This is a genomic window from Aquabacterium sp., assembly GCF_041909175.1.
In the GTDB taxonomy this organism is placed as follows: Bacteria; Pseudomonadota; Gammaproteobacteria; order Burkholderiales; family Burkholderiaceae_C; genus Aquabacterium.
Genome location: NZ_JAYRDZ010000006.1, coordinates 92496 through 113965 on the forward strand (window position 1 = coordinate 92496; position 21470 = coordinate 113965).

The 21470-nt window shown below is 61.3% G+C and carries 18 protein-coding genes and 1 pseudogene; 15 read left to right on the forward strand and 4 right to left on the reverse strand.

Annotated elements, in window-relative coordinates; translation table 11 throughout:
* Positions 1–48 precede the first annotated feature (48 nt).
* Complete coding sequence (rpiA, locus tag ACE3PH_RS10370; protein WP_374318600.1) at positions 49–720, reverse strand: ribose-5-phosphate isomerase RpiA; 672 nt, start codon at positions 718–720, stop codon at positions 49–51.
* Between the two features lie 26 nt (positions 721–746).
* Positions 747–1493, reverse strand: a complete 747-nt coding sequence (locus tag ACE3PH_RS10375; protein WP_374318602.1) for a DUF1624 domain-containing protein — start codon at positions 1491–1493, stop codon at positions 747–749.
* 77 nt (positions 1494–1570) lie between these two features.
* On the opposite strand from ACE3PH_RS10375, the gene ACE3PH_RS10380 reads away from it, so the two are divergent.
* The 11 genes and pseudogenes from ACE3PH_RS10380 to ACE3PH_RS10430 all read left to right on the forward strand — a co-directional run bounded on the left by ACE3PH_RS10380 (position 1571) and on the right by ACE3PH_RS10430 (position 10346).
* Entirely contained in the window at positions 1571–3526 is a 1956-nt protein-coding gene (locus ACE3PH_RS10380; RefSeq protein ID WP_374318604.1) for a U32 family peptidase, read from the forward strand.
* A gap of 6 nt (positions 3527–3532) precedes the next feature.
* Positions 3533–4324, forward strand: coding sequence for an alpha/beta fold hydrolase (locus ACE3PH_RS10385; RefSeq protein ID WP_374318606.1), 792 nt, complete (start codon positions 3533–3535; stop codon positions 4322–4324).
* An 8-nt stretch (positions 4325–4332) separates the two neighbouring features.
* A pseudogene (locus ACE3PH_RS10390) lies at positions 4333–4710 on the forward strand (NADAR family protein); the annotation flags it as partial.
* Between the two features lie 63 nt (positions 4711–4773).
* Positions 4774–5250, forward strand: a complete 477-nt coding sequence (locus ACE3PH_RS10395) for a DUF523 domain-containing protein (RefSeq protein WP_374319000.1) — start codon at positions 4774–4776, stop codon at positions 5248–5250.
* 65 nt (positions 5251–5315) lie between these two features.
* Positions 5316–5900, forward strand: a complete 585-nt coding sequence (locus ACE3PH_RS10400; RefSeq protein WP_374318607.1) for a hypothetical protein — start codon at positions 5316–5318, stop codon at positions 5898–5900.
* Positions 5897–6460 (forward strand): flavin reductase family protein, encoded by a 564-nt coding sequence (locus ACE3PH_RS10405; RefSeq protein WP_374318609.1) that lies wholly within the window; start codon positions 5897–5899, stop codon positions 6458–6460. The genes ACE3PH_RS10400 and ACE3PH_RS10405 overlap by 4 nt, the downstream gene beginning before the upstream one ends.
* A gap of 76 nt (positions 6461–6536) precedes the next feature.
* Entirely contained in the window at positions 6537–7166 is a 630-nt protein-coding gene (locus ACE3PH_RS10410) for a carbonic anhydrase (RefSeq protein ID WP_374318611.1), read from the forward strand.
* A 21-nt stretch (positions 7167–7187) separates the two neighbouring features.
* The gene (locus ACE3PH_RS10415; RefSeq protein WP_374318613.1) at positions 7188–7877 is read left to right on the forward strand and encodes a VIT family protein; all 690 of its coding nucleotides are present in this window, start codon (positions 7188–7190) and stop codon (positions 7875–7877) included.
* Positions 7878–7985: 108 nt separating this feature from the next.
* Positions 7986–9479 carry a diguanylate cyclase gene (locus ACE3PH_RS10420; RefSeq protein WP_374318615.1) on the forward strand — a complete coding sequence of 498 codons (1494 nt, stop codon included), beginning with the start codon at positions 7986–7988 and terminating at the stop codon, positions 9477–9479.
* Between the two features lie 36 nt (positions 9480–9515).
* Positions 9516–9995, forward strand: coding sequence for a hypothetical protein (locus ACE3PH_RS10425; RefSeq protein WP_374318617.1), 480 nt, complete (start codon positions 9516–9518; stop codon positions 9993–9995).
* A 36-nt stretch (positions 9996–10031) separates the two neighbouring features.
* A complete protein-coding gene (locus tag ACE3PH_RS10430) occupies positions 10032–10346 on the forward strand; it encodes a DUF2322 family protein (RefSeq protein ID WP_374318619.1) in 315 nt (104 codons plus the stop codon).
* Positions 10347–10376: 30 nt separating this feature from the next.
* Here the strand turns inward: ACE3PH_RS10430 and ACE3PH_RS10435 are convergent, their stop codons facing one another.
* Positions 10377–11390: an AraC family transcriptional regulator gene (locus ACE3PH_RS10435; protein WP_374318622.1), complete on the reverse strand. Its 1014-nt coding sequence runs from the start codon at positions 11388–11390 to the stop codon at positions 10377–10379.
* A gap of 118 nt (positions 11391–11508) precedes the next feature.
* Here ACE3PH_RS10435 and ACE3PH_RS10440 point away from each other — a divergent pair, with 118 nt between their 5' ends.
* The gene (locus tag ACE3PH_RS10440; RefSeq protein ID WP_374318624.1) at positions 11509–12543 is read left to right on the forward strand and encodes a 2Fe-2S iron-sulfur cluster-binding protein; all 1035 of its coding nucleotides are present in this window, start codon (positions 11509–11511) and stop codon (positions 12541–12543) included.
* A gap of 31 nt (positions 12544–12574) precedes the next feature.
* Positions 12575–13735 carry an alkane 1-monooxygenase gene (locus ACE3PH_RS10445; protein WP_374318626.1) on the forward strand — a complete coding sequence of 387 codons (1161 nt, stop codon included), beginning with the start codon at positions 12575–12577 and terminating at the stop codon, positions 13733–13735.
* An 87-nt stretch (positions 13736–13822) separates the two neighbouring features.
* On the opposite strand, the gene purL is transcribed toward ACE3PH_RS10445, so the two are convergent.
* Positions 13823–17833, reverse strand: a complete 4011-nt coding sequence (purL, locus tag ACE3PH_RS10450) for a phosphoribosylformylglycinamidine synthase (RefSeq protein ID WP_374319002.1) — start codon at positions 17831–17833, stop codon at positions 13823–13825.
* 176 nt (positions 17834–18009) lie between these two features.
* Between purL and map the strand changes: the two genes are divergently transcribed.
* Together map and ACE3PH_RS10460 are read left to right on the forward strand one after the other, a co-directional pair.
* Entirely contained in the window at positions 18010–18828 is an 819-nt protein-coding gene (map, locus tag ACE3PH_RS10455; protein ID WP_374318628.1) for a type I methionyl aminopeptidase, read from the forward strand.
* Positions 18829–18859: 31 nt separating this feature from the next.
* A complete protein-coding gene (locus tag ACE3PH_RS10460) occupies positions 18860–21451 on the forward strand; it encodes a [protein-PII] uridylyltransferase (protein WP_374318630.1) in 2592 nt (863 codons plus the stop codon).
* Positions 21452–21470: the final 19 nt, after the last annotated feature.

Here is a 21470-nt window from a genome sequence, read left to right on the forward strand (position 1 = left end):
TTTTTTCATGCCCGACCTGGGCTGTTGCCAGTCGGTCGAACGTGGTGCTCAGAACTGAAGCGTCTTCACACCGTCAGCGGTGCCCAGCAGACAGACGGATGCCTTGTTGCGGGCGAACACCCCCACGGTCACAACACCAGGCCACTGGTTGACATCTGCCTCGAAGCGCGCCGGTTCAGTGATTTGCAGGCCGGTGACATCCACGATCAGGTTGCCGTTGTCGGTCGTCACACCCTCACGCACCTTGCCCACGCCACCCAGCGGGCCGAAGGCACGGATGACCTGTGCCGCAGCCATAGGAATCACCTCCACTGGCAGAGGAAACTTGCCCAGCACCTTGACCAGCTTCGACTCATCGGCAATGCAGATGAAACGCTCGGCCAGTTCCGCAACGATCTTTTCACGGGTCAGCGCGGCACCGCCCCCCTTGATCATGTCGCCAGCGTGGTTGATTTCATCGGCGCCATCGATGTAGACGCCCAGGCCGGTCACGGTTTCCGCTGGCAGCACCTTCACGCCGAGGGATTCAAGACGTTGCGTGCTGCGGACCGAGCTGGAAACCGCGCCAGCAACACGCTGCGGGTCGCTCTTCAATGCCTCGCCCAGCGCATCGATGAACTTGTCAACGGTGGAGCCGGTACCAACCCCCACAATCGAGCCAGCCGGCACGTAGTCCAGGGCGGCACGGCCCACCAGGGTTTTCAGTTCGTCTTGTGTCATCTTGTCTGTCTCGTCAAAAAAGCGCCTCAAGGCATCGGGCGACCGGTCAACCACATCCATGCCAGCAGGCATCCGATCAGCAAGGGCTGGTGGACCATGTAAAACGTGAGGCTCCAGCGACCCAGGGTCGCGAACCAGTCGCCATTGTCACCTGACTCTGACCCACGACTCAGCCAGCCAGGTCGATTGGCCAGCATCCACTGGGTGGCAGCCAGCCCCCACCACATCACGCCAAGCCAGGGCAGAACCGGCACATAGTCTTCGGTGATGGGCTTATGGGTCACCAAGCCCACCCAGTCGGTGAACCGGGTGTCGAAAAAGGGGTGCTGAACCCACTGCGGGAGCGCCATGGCGATCAGCCCCAAGGGCCAGAGCCAGCCGCCCCACGGGGCAGTCAGGCGCGCGACGATCAACATGAGCGCCATGCCGTGCAACACCCCAAAATAGATATAGCTGGAGGGGAACATGAACCAGCTACCCAGCGACACCAGGGCGGCACAAGCTGCAATCTGGGCCCAGCGTTTCCAGAATCGTTGCCACGTCTGCCCTTGTCTGGTGGCAATGGCCTGACCAGCCCCGGCACACAGCAGAAACATCGACAGGATGCAGGTGCGTTGCGTGGTCCAGAACGGGTCGGCGTAGAAATTCCAGTTTGTCAGGCGGAAATTGGCAAGATCGAAGCTGAAATGGAAGCTCGCCATCCAGAGCAGCGCCAGCCCACGCAGGGCATCCAGGCGGTCAAAACGGGCGGTTTTCTGCAAAAACGTGCGCATGACGATAGTATCGGCGCTGTTGCACTCGCCTCTGTGACAAGGCGATGCTGTTCTTGATGTCCCTGTGCCCGCCCTCCATGCCCCTGTCCCGCCACGAAATCGAATTGCTCGCTCCTGCCAAGACCGCCGATATCGGCATCGAGGCCATCAACCATGGGGCTGACGCCGTCTACATCGGTGGGCCGGCCTTTGGTGCACGCGCCAACGCCGACAACGACATCCGGGATATCGAACGGCTCATCACGCATGCACACCGCTTCAATGCCAAGATCTTCATCACGCTCAACACCATCTTGCGCGATGACGAGCTGGAGCCCGCTCGCAAGATCATCCACCAGGTCTATGAGGCCGGTGCTGACGCGCTGATTGTTCAGGATATGGGCTTGCTCGAGCTGGACTTGCCCCCCATTCAACTGCACGCCAGCACCCAGACCGACATCCGCACGCCAGAAAAGGCGCGTTTCCTGCAAGATGTGGGCTTCTCCCAGATCGTGCTGGCGCGGGAACTGACGCTGCCACAGATTCAGGCCGTGGCGGACCAGACCACCTGTGCCATCGAGTTCTTCATCCATGGGGCGCTGTGCGTGGCCTACAGCGGGCAGTGCTTCATCAGCCATGCCCACACCGGACGCAGTGCCAACCGCGGAGACTGCTCGCAGGCTTGCCGCCTACCCTACAACGTGGTCGATGATCAGGGCCGAGTCGTGGCGTTTGACCAGCATGTGCTGTCCATGAAGGACAACAACCAGAGTGACAACCTGCGCGCGCTCATTGAAGCGGGTGTCAGCTCCTTCAAGATCGAAGGCCGGTACAAGGACATGGGCTATGTGAAGAACATCACCGCCCATTACCGGCAACTGCTGGATGGCATCCTGGAGGAGCGTCCCGAGTTGCGTCGGGCGTCCTCGGGACGCAGTGTGTTTTTCTTCACGCCCAACCCGGACAAGAATTTCAACCGGGGCAGCACCGACTACTTTGTCAATGGCCGGCAGGCCGACATCGGCGCCTTTGCCAGCCCGAAGTTCGTTGGGCTGCCGCTTGGCCATGTCACCCAGATCGGGCCCAGCTGGTTCGAAATGAAGGCTGACGAACCCATGGTCAACGGGGACGGGCTGAACTATGTCAACCGCAAGCGCGATCCGGTTGGCTTCCGTGCCAACCGCGTGGAACCGGTGGGCAAACCAGGTCGTCAGTTGTGGCGTGTCTTCCCGAATGAACCCATGGCCACGCTGGAAGACCTGAAGGTCGACACCCTCATCAACCGCAATGGCGACCATGCATGGGAACAGGCGCTGACGCAGAAATCGGCCGAACGTCGCATTCCCGTCTGGCTGGAGCTGGGTGAAACCGCGGACGGTTTTACCTTGACCGTGACGGATGAGGATGGCTGCGTCGGGCGAGCTGCGGTCACGCAGGCCCATCAACTGGCACAGAACGTCGAGCGCCATGAACAGTCGCTCAGAGATAACCTGAGCAAGCTGGGCACCACGATTTTCGAGGCTCACGATATCCAGATTCGTTTGACGCAACCCTGGTTCGTGCCGGCCTCGGTGCTCAACGCGATGCGTCGGGATGCCATTGTCCAACTGGAGGCGCATCGTCAGGCAGCCTACCAGCGCCCCGAACGTGCCCCGGCAGTCGAGCCACCCGTTGCCTATCCAGACGATGCCTTGAGCTACCTGGCCAATGTGTTCAACCACAAGGCCCGTGACTTTTACGCCCGCCATGGTGTCAAGGTGATCGACGCGGCCTATGAGAGCCACGAGGAGCTGGGTGAGGTCAGCTTGATGATCACCAAGCATTGCGTGCGTTATTCCCTCAGCCTGTGCCCCAAGCAGGCCAAGGGCGTGACCGGTGTACAGGGAACGGTTCGAGCCGAGCCGCTGACGCTGGTTAACGGCAAGGAAAAGCTGACCCTGCGTTTTGATTGCAAGCCATGCGAGATGCATGTGGTTGGCAAGATCAAGCGCAGCGTGCTCACCCAGTTGCCGGCCTCCCCCATCCAGTTTTACCGGACTCGCCCAGGCGCTTGATCGCTAATGAACACCCAGCCCCATTTCGTCGTTGATGGCGACGGTTCGCCCATCGTGTTCGTGCATGGCTCTTACGCCACCACCTCGACTTGGAAGAAGATGGTCGAGCAACTCAAGGCGACGCACCGTTGCCTGTCGATCAAGCTGCCAGGCCATGGTGGAGCCCCAGGTCCCGACGATCTTGCTGAGCCCACCATCGATACGGAATTGCAGCTCATCGAAGAAGCTGTCCGGTCGCAATTCGGTGCCAGACCTGTTCATCTGGTTGGACACTCCTATGGTGGCGTGGTGGCTTTGGCGCTGGCGCTCAAGGGCAGCCTGCCAGTAGACCAACTCACCTTGTTCGAGCCAGTCGCCACATGGGTGCTGCCAGCGATGGGCGACGAGGTCATGCAGGCCGAGGTGGACCGCTTTCTATCGACCTACCGAAGCGATGCCGAAGCGGGTGTGCCTTACGCCTGCGGCCAGGTCATTGATTTCTGGGGAGGCGGCGATGAGTTCAGCAAATTGCCAGACTTCATCAAAGACGCCATGGCGCCTCTGACCGCGCAGAACCTGCGTCATTGGGCCATTTGTACGAGATCTCGGTATGCCCGCGAGGACTTGCAGGCCTTGCCCATGCCGACCCGCGTGGTGTGTGGCAGCCGCTCCAACAGCGTCGCCCATGCCATCGCAGACCACCTGGTGGCCACCATACCCCAAGCGGAGAAGTTCACCATCGAGGACGCGAGCCACGCCATGGTGACCAGCCATCCGCAAGACTGTCTCGCTGTCCTTCACAGCCCCGTGCTGGCGTGATCTCCTGAATGCGTGCCTTAGCCCCAACGCTGGCATTCGAGTTTTTCAGGCAGACAAGTCTGCCCGAGGCACCGTTTCTGTTCCAGGGACAGCGCCATGAGGGTGTGCTGCCATGCTTGTCGGCGCACCAGTCGGCTGCTGACGCCGGTGACGAGGGCAAGTGGGCGCGCGCAAGGTATGACCTTTGTGTGCAGGCCAGTCTGGCCAAGTTCGAGCAACACCCTCATCTGGCCGCACAGCTGATCAACACCGGAGCAGCCGTGCTGGCTTTGGCCGAACCGATGGACCTGGTCTGGGGAACCGGCCTCGAATGGGGCCACCCCGATGCGACCAACCCGACTCTGTGGCCCGGCCGCAATCTCATGGGGTTTGCCTTGATGGAGGTCCGTCGACAGTTGGCTGCACGCAGCCGTGGCGCTCATGTGCCTGTCACGCCTGCCCCCGTGCTCATGAGCGCATGCCTGTGCGGCGCGCCTGTCCGATATGACGGCAAGGATGTCCCCTGCTCCAGCGACATCCTCACGCGCTGGCGACAAGCGGGACGCATTCTGGCCCTGTGCCCCGAGATGGCTGGTGGATTGCCAGCGCCTCGCCCACCGGCAGAAATCACCCCGGGTGCATCAGGCGTGGATGTGTGGACGGGCTGTGCACAGGTGCTGGATCGCGATCGGCGGGATTGGACCGTGCCTTTCCTCATTGGTGCACATCGGACTGTGGACCTGGCCCTGGAGCATGGCATCAAGGTGGCTGTATTGAAGTCGCGAAGCCCTTCCTGCGGGCATGAACGCATCTATGACGGCCGGTTTGCCGGGGTGTTGACGCCAGGCAATGGCGTCACTGCGGCCGCGCTGCGTCGCGCTGGCGTGGCTGTCTTCGATGAGTTGACCTTGGCCGAGGCGGATCGTTTCCTTCAGGCACAGAGTTGATGTCTCAGCATGGCGGTGTGACACCAATGGGGGCAGGCGCTAACATGCTGTGATCCATTCAGCTCATGATGACCACTTCTCTCATGATCGCGCCCACACGGTTCGTGTTGTACCTGTTGTTGACAGCCTCCGCGCTGGTCATGTCAGGCTGTGCGTCCAAGACACAGAAAAAGGTCACCAATGCGGCGACAGCACCCCTGAGTGACCTCAACCTGTGGGGCGATGACATTCCCATCGTGCTTCAGCAGGCGCGCAAGCATCCCTACCGTCCCCCGACCGATACCAGTTGCGCTGCGCTGGATGCAGAGATCACCCTGCTCAATGAGGCGCTTGGGCCAGATGTGGATAAGAACAAGGACAAGGTTGACCCGAGTTTGCTCGAGCAAGGCAGCGATCTCGCAGAAGATTCAGCGATCGGTGCGCTGCAACGCACGACGGAGGGCATCATTCCGTTTCGTAGCTGGGTGCGCAAGCTGACTGGTGCCGAACGACGCTCCAAGGAAGTCGCCGCATCCATTCGGGCCGGAGCGGTTCGCCGTGCTTTCCTCAAGGGCATTGGCGCACCCCAGGCCTGTGTCTGGACCCTGTTCGAGCCGACTGAACCCAAAGTGGCCTCCTCGGCTGCATCCTCACCCGCCTCAGCACCATGACCACACCACGTCAAGCCGTTCCCCTGACCAAAGCCTATCTGTTGCTCAACCATGGCCCGGTCACGCTGGTCAGCTCTGCACATGGCGCACAACGCAATGTCATGGCCGCGTCGTGGGCCATGCCCCTGGATTTTTCTCCGCCCAAGGTGGCGGTTGTCGTCGACCGCCATACGCTCACCCGCACCCTGATGGAGCAAAGCGGCGAGTTCGCTCTCAACATCCCGGCGCGGTCCCAGGCATCTCAGGTTCTGGCGGTGGGCTCTCACAGTGGACGAGATCAGGACAAGTTTGAGCAATTCAGCTTGAGTACAGCCCCAGGGGCACACGTTGCCGCACCGCTGCTGGATGGCTGTGTGGCATGGCTCGAGTGCAAAATCCTGCCAGAGCCGACCAATCAGGACAGATACGATCTTTTCCTGGCAGAAGTGGTCGCAGCCTGGGCTGATCCGGCTGTATTCAGCGAAGGACGATGGCACTTTCCCTCGGACGATCGGCACACCATCCACTACGCAGCCGGAGGGCATTTCTTCGCCACCGGTGAGGGTTTTGACGTCGTCTGATCGACGTTTTCCGGACATTGGCTACACTGCAGTCCTCGCTACACAAGCCCGACATCCTGGTCGGGCTGGACCTCTGATGATCACTGCTCGGGAAGCGCTGCAACGCCTGCAAGAAGGTAACCGTCGATTTGTATCCGGCACCAGCCGGCTTGATGGCTTGAACCACCAAAGTCGCCGCAGCGCACTGACTGAAGGCCAGGAGCCTTTTGCCATCATTCTGGGTTGTGCCGACTCGCGCGTACCTGCCGAGATCGTGTTCGACCAGGGTTTGGGTGATCTGTTCGTCATCCGCATTGCCGGCAACATCGTGGCGCCCTCTCAGATTGGCAGCGTTGAGTTTGCTGCCTCGCGGTTTGGCACGCCCCTGGTCGTGGTGTTGGGGCACACCCAGTGTGGTGCGGTGCACGCCACGCTGGAAGAGTTGATGCGGCCTTCTCCTACACCGCAGTCTCGCAACCTGATGTCCATCGTCAACCGTGTACGGCCTTCCATCGAAACCCTGATGGAAACGGATCTCCGCCATGACCACGATGCGCTGGTGGAGCATGCGATTCGCGCCAACGTCCGAGCTTCTGCCAACCAGTTGCGCCATGGTTCGGCATTGATCGAGGAACTCGTTGATGACGGCAAGCTGTTGATTGTCGGAGCGGAGTACTCGCTTGAAACCGGCATGGTCGACTTCTTTGACGGGATGCCGCAAGATTGAACATCCTGACAGGGATGTCCAATGAAACACCGTGAAGGTCACTTTTTGCACCGGGTGGGGTGGCTGCGTGCCGCCGTACTCGGCGCCAACGATGGCATTGTCTCGACCGCCAGCTTGTTGATGGGGGTTGCAGCAGCCCAGCCTGATACCAAGGCCGTGTTGATCGCAGGGGTGGCCGGACTGGTGGCCGGAGCCATGTCCATGGCGGCCGGGGAATATGTATCCGTCAGCTCCCAGTCCGATACCGAGCGCGCCGATATCGAGCGTGAAAAAGTAGAGCTTGCCTCTGATCCGGTGCATGAACTGGCTGAGATGAAGGGCATTTACATTGGCCGTGGCTTGCACCCCGAGCTGGCTGAAGAGGTGGCGCGACAGTTGATGGCGCACGATGCCTTGGGTGCCCATGCCCGCGATGAACTGGGTATTTCCGAGATGAGCACTGCCCAGCCACTGCAAGCGGCATTGGCGTCGGCTGCATCCTTTTCTGCCGGGGCACTGCTGCCCCTGCTCGTGGCGGCCTTCAGCCCTGTTGACTGGATGCTGTATGCCATCGCTGGCACATCCTTGCTGACCCTGGCGGTGATGGGTGCCATGTCTGCCCGCGCTGGTGGAGCTCCCATTTCAACGGCAACCCTGCGTGTCACCTTCTGGGGTGCCGCGGCGATGCTGGTCACCACGCTCATTGGCAAGGTGTTCGGAATCGCCGTCTGACCCCCCACGTTTGAAGTGCACCCGAAGGTGTTACAAGATGTTGGCATGCGCTAAGCTGTCGGATTGACCCAAGGCCGGGGTTTTCCGGTCATCCGAGAAGCTTTTGCGATGACTGGCCCCGAAACCCGCACCGATTTGCGCCGTAGCCTCCTTGCGCCCAGGCGCAATGGGCGTCCGCGCCTGGGTTGGGTGTCGCCAACCCGCTTGTGGCGTCAGCTCGACCGTCCCCGGCGCCTGACCATCCTGATGTGGTGGCTTGGCTCCTTGGTCCTATCGGTTTACCTGGGGGTCTTGGCCACACAGCAGTACTGGGTTGCCTTGCCGCTGCAGTTTGGAGGAGCCGAGGTCCGCATCACGCTGTACCCTCCCCTGCTCTTGAATCTGTTGTGGACCCTGACCTTTGGATGGGTGTGGGGTGCCGTACCCGCCTATGCGGCCACGCTGGCGATCGGGCTGTCCTCCGGCATGCCCTGGGCCTGGGCTGCGTTATTCGCCTGTGCCGACCCATTGGGCCTGGGCGTGGCGGCGCTAGGCTACCAGGTGAATGAACGGGGGCGGCGGTTTCGCAGTTGGTCCGCGCCCTTGTATTTTGTGATGCTGGTGTTTGTCTCTTCAATCTACAGTGCATCCGGCGCACTGATATGGGCCTATGTTGGCCAAGTCGACTCTTCAACCCTGTTGTCCGTCTGGCAAGGGTGGTGGCTTGGCGACGTGATCCAGTCCAGCTTGTTCGTCGGGCCGGTGCTATGGCTGGTATGGCCACGCGTGGCCCGCTGGCAGCTACGGCATGCGGCTGTGCTGTCCAGCAGTCGTCCCGACATGGTTCAGTCGGTTCTGAAGTTGCTGGCCATGGTGACGGTGGGTGTGCTGATATATGGCGCCACCACCCTGTGGCTGGCCAACGCCCAACTGCAGGGCGAAACACCCAACGACCTGATGCCACGGCCCGACCGGGTCAATGTACTGTCGCAGACGGCATGGGTGTTTTACTGGACGTTTGCATTGATCATCCTGTTCAATGCGCTCTTTTGCTACCGCCTGTTCGCCAACTCGCGCAAGGTGTCCATGTCCTTGCTGTGGGACCTGCACCGGGCCAACCAGCGCTTGGAAAAGCTGGCCAGGTACGATGGGCTGTCGGGTTTGCTGAACCGGCACAGTGCCGATGAGATCATCCTCACGGAATGGCTGCGTGCGAACCGACTCCGTACGCACAGCGCCTTGCTGATGATCGACATTGATCACTTCAAGTCGATCAACGACCGCTTCGGTCACGAAGCCGGCGATGTCGCCATCCAGCATGTGGCCAATGTGCTCAAGAACGGACTGCGGCGCATTGACGCACTGAGCCGGTTTGGCGGGGAAGAGTTTGTGGCCATCCTGCCCCAGATAGAGCCGCATGCTGCGCAGGCGCTGGCAGAGCGCCTGCGGCAGGACATCGCATCCAGCGCCTTCGCTTACCGTGAACACGAGATTCCACTGTCGGTAAGCATTGGCGTAGCCTTCTCTGATTGCGAGAGCGTGGCGGCCTGGCTCAAACAAGCCGATAACGGGCTCTATCTTGCCAAGAGCAATGGCCGCAACGCTGTGACCATGATGCACTGAGCCTGTCACGGGCCACAACGTGGGTACACTTCAGGCATGAGATTGCACAGTGTTCCCAGATGGACGGCCTTGCTGGCGCTCTCGCTCATGATCGGGCAGGGTTACGCCCAATCGACGGCCGAAGTGCCTCAGCGCCGGAACTTTGACGACATGTTCGCCCAGGAGCATCCGAGCGGACGCTTCATGGACCAGGGCATTGAAGTCATGAGCCCCTCGCCCCTGGTCGCAGTTGAGGCCGTGGTTCATGGTGATGTGTATCGCTGCAAGACGGGGGCGCTCAAGCGCTTCATGCGCGATCAGCCCGCTTTGGTCGACCCTATCGCCAACACGAACTTCTGCGTTCGACTGCGTAGTCGCAAAGGGCAAACTGTCACGGCCTATGTGCATGACCGCGCTGCGCCCGACTTGAAACAGGCAGAAGGCTCAGGCGTCTGGTTGGACCTGGTCGGTTATTACCTCTATTACAGTCACGAGCGTCATCAACCCATCCTGTTGATTACCAGGATCGGTCGTTGAGGCGTTTCCCCCTTCCATCTTTGAATTCCGTACGACATGGCGTTTGCAGACAATCTCAAGGCACTTCCTCCTGTTTCTCACCTGGCCGCACTCAAGCTGATTGACGCCCAGGGTCAGGTTGCCGCCACCATTGAAAACAAGCCCGGGCAGGCAGGCTCGCTGGCGGTTTACGCAGCCTTGGCCGCCAAGCATGGCGGCATCAATGTGGCTGCAGCCCAGGAAGGGCTGGACATCTATGCCGAGCACACGGCTGACTCTCGGGCCAACCCGGGCAAGCACCCCAATATCGACCGGCTGCTGACCGTCATCGAAACGGGTGCGGGCTTCTCCGTCGAACTGATCAAGGCCTGATCGCCGCAAACCGGAGCCGGGCCTGGGTCCTTATCCTCGGTCGCTCCGATCAAACTGGGAGGGTGCAACGCCTTCCCAGCGCTTGAAAGCACGGCGGAAATTCGCCATATCGGTATAGCCCAGGGTGTAGGCAATCTCCTGTACTGATAAATGCCCTGCCCTCAGATGCGCGACAGCCAGTTTATGTCGCACGCTTTCCAGGATGTCCTTGTAGGATGTGCCCTCTTCCTGCAAGCGTCGGTGCAAGGTTCGTGGCGTCATGTGAAACAGCCGCGCAGTCACTTGCAGTGAGGGAAACCCGTTCTGCTTTTCCAGCATGATGCGCCGCACCCGGTTGGCCACCGATGCGCTGTGCTGGACTTTCTCCAATTCCCGCTCACAGATGGCGGCCGCTTGCGCAAACATCGCCGCATCGGCCATGCCCAAAGCCTGGTCCAGCACAGTTGTCGGAATCGTGAACCCGGCCCATGCCTGCCCGTAATGCACCTCGCAGCCAAACAGGTCTTGCGCCAATGCTGCATATTCAGGGCGCGCAAAGGGAAACGACACCTGCCGTACATGGCGTGAACCCATGGTGATGTAGTCCAGCACATTCTTCACAGTCAGCACGATGGCTTCGAGCACCGTGCGCTGGATGTCTCCTAGTGGGATGGGCTCCTTGAACAGCACCCGTACCGATGTGCCATGGATCTCGTGTGTGACAGCCAGCAGGCTCGTGCGCACACCGATATAGCGCTCGAACAGGTCAAGTGCCTGGCGGGGCGTGCCGCTGTTCATGGCCGCATAGCCCAGGATGCCATGCGTGTTCACGACCAATCGCTCGCCTACGAGCAGGCCCAGAGCGGGCTCTCTTGAGCTGGCCAGTGCATCGATGATCAGTCGGTAGGCCTGATCAAACGACACAGCTCGCTGGCTGTCCTGCAGGTCCCCTTCGCTCAAGTTGCTGCGTGCCAGCCAGGCGGGCACATCGACCGTCAGCCCCCGTAGCACGTCGCCAATCTGACGCACGTACTGCATGGGAATGGTGAAGTCAGGCTCGTGCATGGCCGCGGATTGTCAATAAATGACCCATGGGTGTCAATCTGCGACCTACCCTGAGAGGCCTGCGATTTCTACGATGCCTGCACTGACCTGACCTGTCTGTGTCCATGCCGGAGAACACATGTTTTCGTTCCTATCCAAGAAAAAATCGGCTGAGGCCGAGATCAACGGGCAACGCATCACCGTACAGCCCAGGGAGACTGTGCTGCAGGCTGCATTGAGACAAGGGATCGACTTTCCGCACAGTTGCCGCGTCGGAGGCTGTGCCAGTTGCAAATGCCGCCTGATTGAGGGGCGCGTCAAGGAGCTGACCGAAGCCAGCTACATCCTTTCGGACGAAGACCTGGACCGAGGCTACATCCTCGCCTGTCAAAGCGTCCCGACCACGGATGTTCGCATCGCTGTGGACCTGTCAGCCCAGCAAGCACGCCGTCAGGTTCAGGGACGGGTGTTGGCGCAGGATCGCCTGACACACGACACCATCCGACTGCGTATCCAGTTGGACGAAGCACTGAGCTACAAGGCTGGCCAATACGCCAACATTGCATTCGCATCACGGCCTGAACTGGTACGCAGCTACTCGTTTGCCACCCCGATGCGTGCCGATACGCAGGTTCATTTTTTCATCAGGAAGGTTCCTGGCGGGGCGTTTTCCACGCTCGTGAATGAACATGACTTGGCGGGGCAGACCGTGGTGGTAGATGGCCCGCTGGGGCAATTCACGTTGCGAGCGGACACGACGCCACTGCTCATGGTGGCCGGTGGCAGTGGTTTGGCCCCCATTCTGGCCATCTTGCAAGGGGCCGTGAATGACCAGGTGCCCCGCCCTGTGCGCCTGCTGTTTGGTGCCCGCAGCGAGCGTGATCTGTATGCCTTGGAAGACATCCATGCGCTGGCTGATCGCTGGGCCGCCGCATTCGAATTTATCCCGGTCCTGTCAGAGCCGGAACCCGACTCAGGATGGTCTGGTGCCCGCGGCCTGGTCACCGCCCACCTGGCAAACCAACTCACGCCAACACCACAGGCGTATCTGTGCGGCCCGCCGGCCATGGTCGATGCCGCTGCGCAGGCATTGCGGCAACTGGGTGTCCCCGCCGATCAGATGTTCACCGATCGATTCACCTCCGTGCGCGACGCCGTGAGCGCCGCAGCCTGAGGCCACCTACAAGAACAACGCCAGAGACAACATGATCATCTTTCACTACCTCAAGTACTTCCTCTTCCATGCCATTGGCCTGCTCTCGATGGCCGCCATTCTGGCCGGCGGCCACTACACCACGATGGGGCTGATCGGTGTGCTGGCGATTTACCTGCTGGGTGACGCCATTTGCGGCGATGACACGTCCACCCCTCACTTCAAACACCCCGGTATCCTCACGGTCCAGCTGTGGTTGGCACTGCCGCTGCTCATACTGATCGTGTTTGCTTCAGTCTGGACGCTTTGTGCCGGTGACCCTTTGGGTTTCGGTGCCCGGGTGACACAGTTCACTGGCTACGACGTGCTATCGGCCCGGCAGGCTACGTCCTGGCCACACCATGTTTCGGCCTTCATCATCACGGGGCTGATGATCGGCATGGTAGGCACCATCACGGCGCACGAGCTCACACACCGCACCTGGGACCCGGTATCGATGTTCATCGGGCGGTGGTTACTGGCCTTCAGCTTTGACACCATCTTCTCCATCGAGCACGTCTACGGCCACCACCGATATGTGTCGACCATCGATGACCCTGCCACCGCACCTCGTGGCCGCAACGTCTACGTTCACATCGTGGCGTCCACGATCAAGGGCAACATCAGTGCCTGGCACATTGAAGCCAAGCGATTGAATCGCAAGGGGCAAGCCCTGTTCTCTTGGCACAACGCGGTCATCCGCGGGCATCTCATGAGCGTGCTGCTGGTCGGGGTGGCCTATGCCATGGGGGGATGGGCGGCAGCAGGCTTCTTTGTGGCGTGTGCACTGTGGGGCAAGTCGCTGCTGGAAATCGTCAACTACATGGAGCACTACGGCATGGTGCGCAACCCTGCGACGCCAGTGCAACCCCGCCACTCCTGGAACACCAACAAACGCATCAGCTCGTGGACCATGTTCAACCTGACCCGCCACTCGCACCACCACGCCCAAGGCGAAGTGCCCTACCAGGACCTCAAGCCCTTCCCTGACGCCCCCATGATGATTGGCGGCTACCTGACCACCATCATGGTCGCGATGATCCCGCCGCTGTGGCACAAGCTCATGACGCCCAAAGTACAAGCCTGGGATCGCGATTACGCCTCCGGCGAAGAACGCCAACTGGCCGCACAAGCCAATGCACGCAGCGGCATTGCGGCCCTGCAAGGCAGCTGAAGCGCTCCCCCCGCAACTCGTCAGCCCCATGAAAAAAGGCACCTTCTGGTGCCTTTTTTTGTTCAACGCAGAACAGTTGTCGAGAGATTACCCCACCCACTTGCGGGCATTACGGAACATGCGCAGCCAAGGGCTGGCATCGCTCGGGTTGCCGCTGGTCCAGCTCATCTGGATGTTGCGGAACACGCGCTCAGGGTGCGGCATCATGGCGGTGAAGCGGCCATCGGCCGTGGTCACGCCGGTCAAGCCGCCAGGCGAGCCGTTCGGGTTGAACGGATACACCTCGGTGGCGGCCCCGGTGTTGTCCACGTAGCGCAGGGCTTGCTGCACCTTGGCGATGTCGCCACGCTGCGAGAAGTTGGCAAAACCTTCACCGTGCGACACAGCGATCGGCATGCGGCTACCTGCCATGTCCTTGAAGAACAAGGACGGGCTCTCCAGCACTTCGACCAAGCTCAGGCGGGCTTCAAAGCGGGTGCTCTGGTTGTGCGTGAACTTGGGCCAATCTTGCGCACCCGGAATGATGGGGCTGAGCGCCGCCAGCATCTGGCAGCCGTTGCACACGCCCAGTGCGAAGGTGTCCTGGCGACCGAAGAAGGCCAGGAACTGCTCTTCCAGCTTGGGGTTGAACATGATCGAACGCGCCCAGCCTTCGCCAGCACCCAAGGTGTCGCCGTAGCTGAAGCCACCACAGGCGATGAAGCCCTGGAACTGATCCAGGCTGACACGGCCAGCTTGTAGGTCGCTCATGTGCACATCAAAGGTGTCGAATCCACCTTGGGCCACGGCATACGACATTTCCACATGCGAGTTCACGCCCTGCTCACGCAGGATGGCGACCTTGGGGCGCGCCTTGTTGATGAACGGTGCGGCCACGTCTTCCATCGGGTCGAACGTCAAGGCCACGTGCATGCCGGGGTCAGCGGCCTGGCCAATGGCTTCGTGCTCGCTGTTGGCGCAAGCAGGGTTGTCGCGCAGCTGCGCAATGCGCCAGCTCACGTCGTCCCAGGTCTTGTGCAGTTGCTCCACGGGCGCGGCAAACACGGCCTTGGCATCGCGCCACACTTCCAGCGTGTGCTTGGTGTTGGGCTTGCCGATGACGTGGCTGTGCTTGCTCAGGCCATGCTCGCGCAGGGTGTGCAGCACGGCGTCGCGGTCAGCGGTGCGCACTTGCAGGACCAGCCCCAGCTCTTCGTTGAACAGGGCTTTGAGAGTCAGTTCGTTGCGGCGCTCGCCCACTTGGCTCGCCCAGTTTTTCGAGTCACCAAAGTCAGCACGGCTGTCGTCCACACCGGTGCTTTCGGTTACGAGCATGTCGACGTTCAGGCTCACACCGGTGTTGCCAGCAAAGGCCATTTCAGCCACGGTCGCCCACAGCCCACCGTCACCACGGTCGTGGTAGGCCAGCAGCTTGCCTTGTGCACGCAGGGCGTTCACAGCATTCACGGCCGCCTTCAGCATCTCGGGGTTGTCGCAGTCGGGCACCGCGTTGCCAAATTGGTTCAGCACCTGGGCCAGCATCGAGCCACCCATGCGCTTCTTGCCTTCGCCCAGGTCCACCAGGATCAGGCTGGTGTCCAGTGGCTGGCCGTTTTCAGTCGTCACCAGCTGCGGGGTCAGTGTGCCGCGCACATCCGCAATCGAGGCAAACGCCGTCACGATCAGGGACACGGGCGCAGTCACCTGCTTGGTCTGGCCGTTGTCGGACCACTTGGTGCGCATGGACAGCGAGTCCTTGCCCACAGGAATGGACACGCCCAGCGCCGGGCACAGGTCCATGCCCACTGCCTTCACGGTGTCGAACAAGGCAGCGTCTTCACCGGCTTCACCGCAGGCGGCCATCCAGTTGGCCGACAGCTTCACGCGCGACAGCTCGATGGGCGCGGCCAGCAGGTTGGTGATGGCCTCAGCCACCGCCATGCGGCCGGATGCGGGTGCGTTGACCGAGGCCAGCGGAGTGCGCTCGCCCATGGCCATGGCTTCGCCGGCAAAGCCCTTGAAGTCAGCCAGGGTCACCGCCACGTCGGCCACGGGCACCTGCCAGGGGCCGACCATCTGGTCGCGGTGGTTCAAGCCGCCCACGGTGCGGTCACCGATGGTGATCAGGAAACGCTTGCTGGCCACGGTGGGATGACGCAGCACGTCCAGCGCGACGGTGTCGAGCGACACGCCCGTCAGGTCCAGCTTGCCGCCATCCCACTGCACGCGCTTCACATCGCGGTGCATCTTGGGTGGCTTGCCCAGCAGCACTTCCATGGGCATGTCCACGGCCTTGTCTGCATCGGCCTTGCTGGTGTCTTCCAGCACCAACTCCAGTGCATCAGTGGCCACGCCAATCACGCCGAAAGGGCAACGCTCGCGGTTGGCCATGTCGGTGAACATGGGCAGCGACTCGGGCGCAATGGCCAGAACGTAACGTTCCTGGCTCTCGTTACACCAGATCTCCTTGGGCGCCATGCCGGACTCTTCCAGCGGCACCTTGCTCAGATCGAAACGCGCGCCCTTGCCTGCGCCGTCCACCAGCTCGGGGAAGGCGTTGGAAATGCCACCGGCACCCACATCGTGGATGGCCAGAATCGGGTTCTTCGCACCCAGGCCCCAGCAGTGGTTGATCACCTCTTGCGCGCGGCGCTCGATTTCGGGGTTGCCGCGCTGCACGGAGTCAAAGTCCAGTGCCGCCGAGTTGGTGCCCGCCGCCATGGACGAAGCCGCCGCGCCGGCCATGCCAATGCGCATGCCAGGGCCGCCCAACTGAATCAGCAAGGTGCCCGCGCCAAACACGATCTTCTTGGTCTGCGTGGCGTCGATGGTGCCCAAGCCGCCAGCAATCATGATGGGCTTGTGATAACCGCGGCGGATGGCCTGGTCGCCTTCGCCCACATTTTGGTCGAACACGCGGAAGTAACCGCCCAGGTTGCTGCGACCGAATTCGTTGTTGAACGCGGCACCGCCCAAGGGGCCTTCGATCATGATCTGCAAGGGGCTGGCAATGTGCTCAGGCTTGCCGATGGGGTTTTGCTCCCAAGGCTCGTTGGTGCCCGGCAGGTGCAGGTTCGACACCGAGAAGCCAGTCAGGCCCGACTTGGGACGCGAGCCTCGGCCGGTCGCGCCTTCGTCACGGATTTCACCGCCCGCACCGGTCGATGCGCCGGGGAAAGGCGAAATGGCCGTGGGGTGGTTGTGCGTTTCCACCTTCATCAGCACATGGGCCAACTCTTCACGGGCCTTGTACTGAGGCGCGTTGGTGTAGCCATCGGGCATCCAGCGCTCGATGGTGTGGCCTTCCATGATGGACGCGTTGTCGGCGTAAGCCACCACGGTGTGCTGCGGGTTCAGCTTTTCGGTGTTGCGGATCATGCCGAACAGCGACAAATCCTGCTCCACGCCGTCCACGGTGAACTTGGCGTTGAAGATCTTGTGGCGGCAGTGCTCCGAGTTCGCCTGGGCGAACATCATCAGCTCCACGTCGGTCGGGTTGCGCTTCAAACCGGTGAAGGCGTTGACCAGGTATTCGATTTCGTCGTCCGACAAGGCCAGACCAAAGGTCACATTGGCCTCTTCCAGCGCAGCCCGGCCACGGCCCAGCACATCCACGTGCTCCATCGGGGCGCCTTGCTTCTCGTCGAACAGGTGGCGCGCTTCGTCACGCGCCAGCATCACGCTCTCGGTCATGCGGTCGTGCAGCAAGGCAGCGCAGGCCTGCAGGTCTTCCGCGGCCAAACCCTTGGCGCCGCCCATCAGCGCGCCGATCACACCGGCCTTCACCGTCAGGCGGTACTCGGTCACGCGCTCGACACGGCGAATCGCCAAGCCGCAGTTGTGCGCAATGTCGGTGGCCTTGGACGCCCAGGGCGACACTGTACCCAGACGGGGCGCCACCACGATCAAATCGCCATCAGTGGGGCCTTCATAGGCATCACCATAGGTCAGGAGGGCCGCCAGTTTGTCCAACTCGGCCGGCTCCAGCGCTTGCTCCATGGCAACCCAGTGCACATGGCGTGCATGGACACCGGCAATGCGCGGATTGATGGCTTGAAGCTTGGGCAGCAGCGCCTGGACTTGGTGGGGGGCCAGGGCATTGCCGCCCTCGAAGTGCATCAGAATGTGGGTGCGATCGGTCACGGCGTCTTGACCCCTCAGCGGGGCTGTCATGGGCGTTCTGGAAGCTGCCAGGCAGCAAACTGTAGATTTTAAGCGGCGAATGCCCGTTTCCACGCGCCCGAAGAGCCCATTGCGCACTCAGTGCCTCCCGAAATCGGGATAATCGTGTCCCCATGAGCATCCATATCAAGACGGGCGCCGAGATCGACGCCATGCGCGTGGCTGGCCGGTTGGCCGGCGAACTCCTCGACTACCTTGCCCCATTCGTCAAACCCGGTGTCACCACCGAGGAAATCGACAAGCTGGCACATGACTACATGGTCAATGTGCAAGGAACCATCCCTGCTCCGCTGAATTACGCTCCGGGTGGTCACGACCCCTATCCGAAGTCCATCTGCACCTCGATCAACCATCAGGTGTGTCACGGCATTCCCAATGACCGCCCACTGAAGAATGGTGACATCGTCAATGTCGACGTCACCGTGATCAAGGACGGCTGGCATGGCGACTCCAGCCGCATGTTCATCGCAGGTGAAGGCTCGATCGCGGCCAAGCGCCTGTGCAAGATCACCTACGAAGCCATGTGGAAAGGCATCGAAAAGGTACGTCCGGGCGCTCATCTGGGCGACATCGGTCACGCCATCCAGACGTTTGCCGAAAACCAGGGTTTCTCCATCGTCCGGGAATACTGTGGCCACGGCATCGGCAAGGAGTTCCACGAAGAGCCCCAAGTGCTGCACTACGGCCGTCCAGGCACCCTGCTGGAACTCAAGCCAGGCATGATCTTCACCATCGAGCCCATGATCAACGCGGGCAAACGTGACATCAAATCCCTGGGCGATGGCTGGACGGTGGTCACGAAAGACCGCTCCTTGTCAGCCCAGTGGGAGCACATGGTGCTGGTGACGGAAACCGGTTACGAGGTACTGACCCTGTCTGCAGGCAGCCCCCCGATTCCCGACTTCGTCCAAGGCGCCACCCCATCAGCCTGAGGCATTGTTTTACCGCCCCTGATTGACCACCATGGCCTTCGATCTGTCCGCGTTACGCTCGCAATTTCGCTCGGCCAAGGCCGATTTGCTGACCCAGTTTGCACAAAGCCGCCCGACGGCTGCGGCATCCAGAAAGCTGCTGCACAGCCTGGCCAAACTGGTCGATCAGACGCTGGAGCAACTCTGGTCCGAACACGGTCTGCCCAAAGGGGCTGCGCTGGTCGCCGTAGGTGGTTTCGGACGGGGAGAGCTGTTCCCCTACTCTGACATCGACGTGCTGGTGCTGCTGCCGGGCACGACCACCGAATGCGCCGGTACCGAGTCAGGGCGGGCAGTCGAGGCCTTTATCGGCTCCTGCTGGGATCTTGGTCTGGAAATCGGCTCGAGCGTCCGCACTGTTTCAGAGTGTGCTGACGAGGCAGGCAAGGATGTGACGATCCAGACCGCGCTGCTGGAAGCGCGTCATATCTGCGGATCGCGGGCCCGTTTCGACGCACTGCAAAAGGCCACCGCCAAGCACATGGACCCGGTGGCGTTTCTCCAGGCCAAGACGCTGGAAATGCGGCAGCGGCACATCAAGTACGAAGACACGCCCTACTCGCTTGAGCCCAACTGCAAGGAGAGCCCCGGGGGCTTGCGTGACCTGCAGGTGGTGCTGTGGGTGGCCCGTGCTGCCGGACTGGGCAAGAACTGGCATGAGCTGGCCGTCAAAGGCCTGGTGACGCCGTTCGAAGCACGCCAGTTGCAGCGCAATGAAGGTGTCCTCAAGCTGATTCGGGCGCGCTTGCATCAGATTGCCGGCCGGCGTGAAGATCGCCTCATCTTCGACCTGCAGACCTCCGTGGCGGACAGCTTTGGCTATACCAACACCAAGGCTCTGCGCTCCAGCGAAGTGCTCATGCGCCGCTATTACTGGGCGGCCAAGGCGGTGACGCAGCTCAATCAAATCCTGATGCAGAACATCGAGGAGCGCATTCACGGCTCGCAAGACGACCCGATGCGCCCCATCAACGACAAGTTCTTCGATCGGGGCGGCTTCCTCGAGGTGGCCTGCGACGACCTTTATCGCCGTGACCAGCATGCCATTCTGGAAACCTTCCTGACCTTCGTCAGAGAAAACACCCTCAAGGGACTGTCAGCTCGCACCTTGCGCGCGCTCTACAACTCGCGCGATCTGATGAATGGCACCTTCCGACGCGATCCGGCCAACCACCAGACCTTCATGGAAATCCTCAAGGAGCCTCAAGGTCAGACCCGTGTCCTGCGTCTGCTGAACCAGACCTCGGTGCTGGGTCGCTACCTCTGGGTGTTCCGGCGCATCGTTGGGCAAATGCAGCATGACCTGTTCCACGTCTACACCGTGGACCAGCACATCCTGATGGTGATGCGCAACATGCGGCGCTTCTTCATCCCCGAGCATGCCCACGAATACCCCTTCTGCACCCAACTGGCATCCGAATGGGAAAAGCCGTGGCTGCTCTATATCGCGGCACTCTTCCATGACGTTGCCAAGGGCCGCGGGGGCGACCACTCCGTGCTGGGTGCCAAGGAAGTGCGCACCTTCTGCAAGGAGCACGGCATCAGCGCAGAAGACAGCAAGCTGGTCGAGTTCCTGGTGTCCGAGCACCTGACCATGTCGCGGGTGGCGCAAAAAGAAGACCTGAGCGACCCGGATGTCATCCAGGCCTTTGCGCGTCGTGTCGGCAACGAGCGCTATCTGACCGGCCTGTACCTGCTGACCGTGGCAGATATCCGCGGCACCAGCCCCAAAGTGTGGAATGCGTGGAAAGGCAAGTTGCTGGAAGACCTCTTCAAGCTCACCTTGCGTGCGCTGGGCGGCTCCCGCCCGCACATGGATGCCGAGATTGAAAACCGCAAGCAGCACGCGCGCCACTCGCTCGCGCTCTACTTCCTGCCTAGAGGCATCGAAGAGAACCTGTGGAAGACGCTCGACATGAGCTACTTCGCCCGGCACGATGCGGCAGACATTGCCTGGCACACCCGCTGCCTCTGGCAGTTGGTCGACACCCCACTGCCGATCGTGAAGGCTCGACTGTCATCCGTAGGTGAAGGCTTGCAGGTACTGGTCTATGCCCCTGACCGTCCTGACCTCTTTGCGCGGGTCTGCGGCTATTTCGACCGGGCCGGCTTCACCATTCAGGACGCGAAGATCCACACCACGGGCACTGGCTATGCACTGGACACCTTCCAGATCACCTCGGCACCCAGTTCGCTGCACGAAGGCGTGCATTACCGCGACCTGATCGCCCTGGTCGAGACCCAGTTGCGTGATGCGGCCGCTGCAGACACGCCCCTGCACGAACCCAGTCGAGGCCGCCAGTCACGACGAGTCAAGTCCTTCCCGATCCAGCCCCGCGTCAGCCTGCGGCCAGATGAACGTGCACAGCGATGGCTTTTGAGTGTGTCGGCCAGTGACCGGTCCGGTTTGCTCTACGTGATCGCACGCGTGCTCGCCAGCAACAACGTGAATGTGCAACTGGCGAAAATCAGCACCCTGGGTGAACGCGTGGAAGACACCTTTCTGGTAACAGGCCCCAGCCTGCGCCAGGACAAGGTGCAGCTCGAAATTGAAAAGCAGTTGCTGGAGGCCGTGGCGGCCTGATCTCCAACCGAAGAGCCCG

Excerpts from the sequence above, each read along its gene's own strand:
- ACE3PH_RS10445 (WP_374318626.1), top strand. The coding sequence starts at position 12,575 with ATGATCATCTTTCACTACCTCAAGTACTTCCTCTTCCATGCCATTGGC.
- ACE3PH_RS10440 (WP_374318624.1), top strand. The coding sequence starts at position 11,509 with ATGTTTTCGTTCCTATCCAAGAAAAAATCGGCTGAGGCCGAGATCAAC.
- ACE3PH_RS10430 (WP_374318619.1), top strand. The coding sequence starts at position 10,032 with ATGGCGTTTGCAGACAATCTCAAGGCACTTCCTCCTGTTTCTCACCTG.
- map (WP_374318628.1), top strand. The coding sequence starts at position 18,010 with ATGAGCATCCATATCAAGACGGGCGCCGAGATCGACGCCATGCGCGTG.
- ACE3PH_RS10405 (WP_374318609.1), top strand. The coding sequence starts at position 5,897 with ATGACCACACCACGTCAAGCCGTTCCCCTGACCAAAGCCTATCTGTTG.
- ACE3PH_RS10420 (WP_374318615.1), top strand. The coding sequence starts at position 7,986 with ATGACTGGCCCCGAAACCCGCACCGATTTGCGCCGTAGCCTCCTTGCG.
- ACE3PH_RS10385 (WP_374318606.1), top strand. The coding sequence starts at position 3,533 with ATGAACACCCAGCCCCATTTCGTCGTTGATGGCGACGGTTCGCCCATC.
- ACE3PH_RS10460 (WP_374318630.1), top strand. The coding sequence starts at position 18,860 with ATGGCCTTCGATCTGTCCGCGTTACGCTCGCAATTTCGCTCGGCCAAG.
- ACE3PH_RS10395 (WP_374319000.1), top strand. The coding sequence starts at position 4,774 with ATGAGCGCATGCCTGTGCGGCGCGCCTGTCCGATATGACGGCAAGGAT.
- ACE3PH_RS10400 (WP_374318607.1), top strand. The coding sequence starts at position 5,316 with ATGATGACCACTTCTCTCATGATCGCGCCCACACGGTTCGTGTTGTAC.
- ACE3PH_RS10410 (WP_374318611.1), top strand. The coding sequence starts at position 6,537 with ATGATCACTGCTCGGGAAGCGCTGCAACGCCTGCAAGAAGGTAACCGT.
- ACE3PH_RS10425 (WP_374318617.1), top strand. The coding sequence starts at position 9,516 with ATGAGATTGCACAGTGTTCCCAGATGGACGGCCTTGCTGGCGCTCTCG.
- rpiA (WP_374318600.1), bottom strand. The coding sequence starts at position 720 with ATGACACAAGACGAACTGAAAACCCTGGTGGGCCGTGCCGCCCTGGAC.
- purL (WP_374319002.1), bottom strand. The coding sequence starts at position 17,833 with ATGCACTTCGAGGGCGGCAATGCCCTGGCCCCCCACCAAGTCCAGGCG.
- ACE3PH_RS10380 (WP_374318604.1), top strand. The coding sequence starts at position 1,571 with ATGCCCCTGTCCCGCCACGAAATCGAATTGCTCGCTCCTGCCAAGACC.
- ACE3PH_RS10415 (WP_374318613.1), top strand. The coding sequence starts at position 7,188 with ATGAAACACCGTGAAGGTCACTTTTTGCACCGGGTGGGGTGGCTGCGT.
- ACE3PH_RS10435 (WP_374318622.1), bottom strand. The coding sequence starts at position 11,390 with ATGCACGAGCCTGACTTCACCATTCCCATGCAGTACGTGCGTCAGATT.
- ACE3PH_RS10375 (WP_374318602.1), bottom strand. The coding sequence starts at position 1,493 with ATGCGCACGTTTTTGCAGAAAACCGCCCGTTTTGACCGCCTGGATGCC.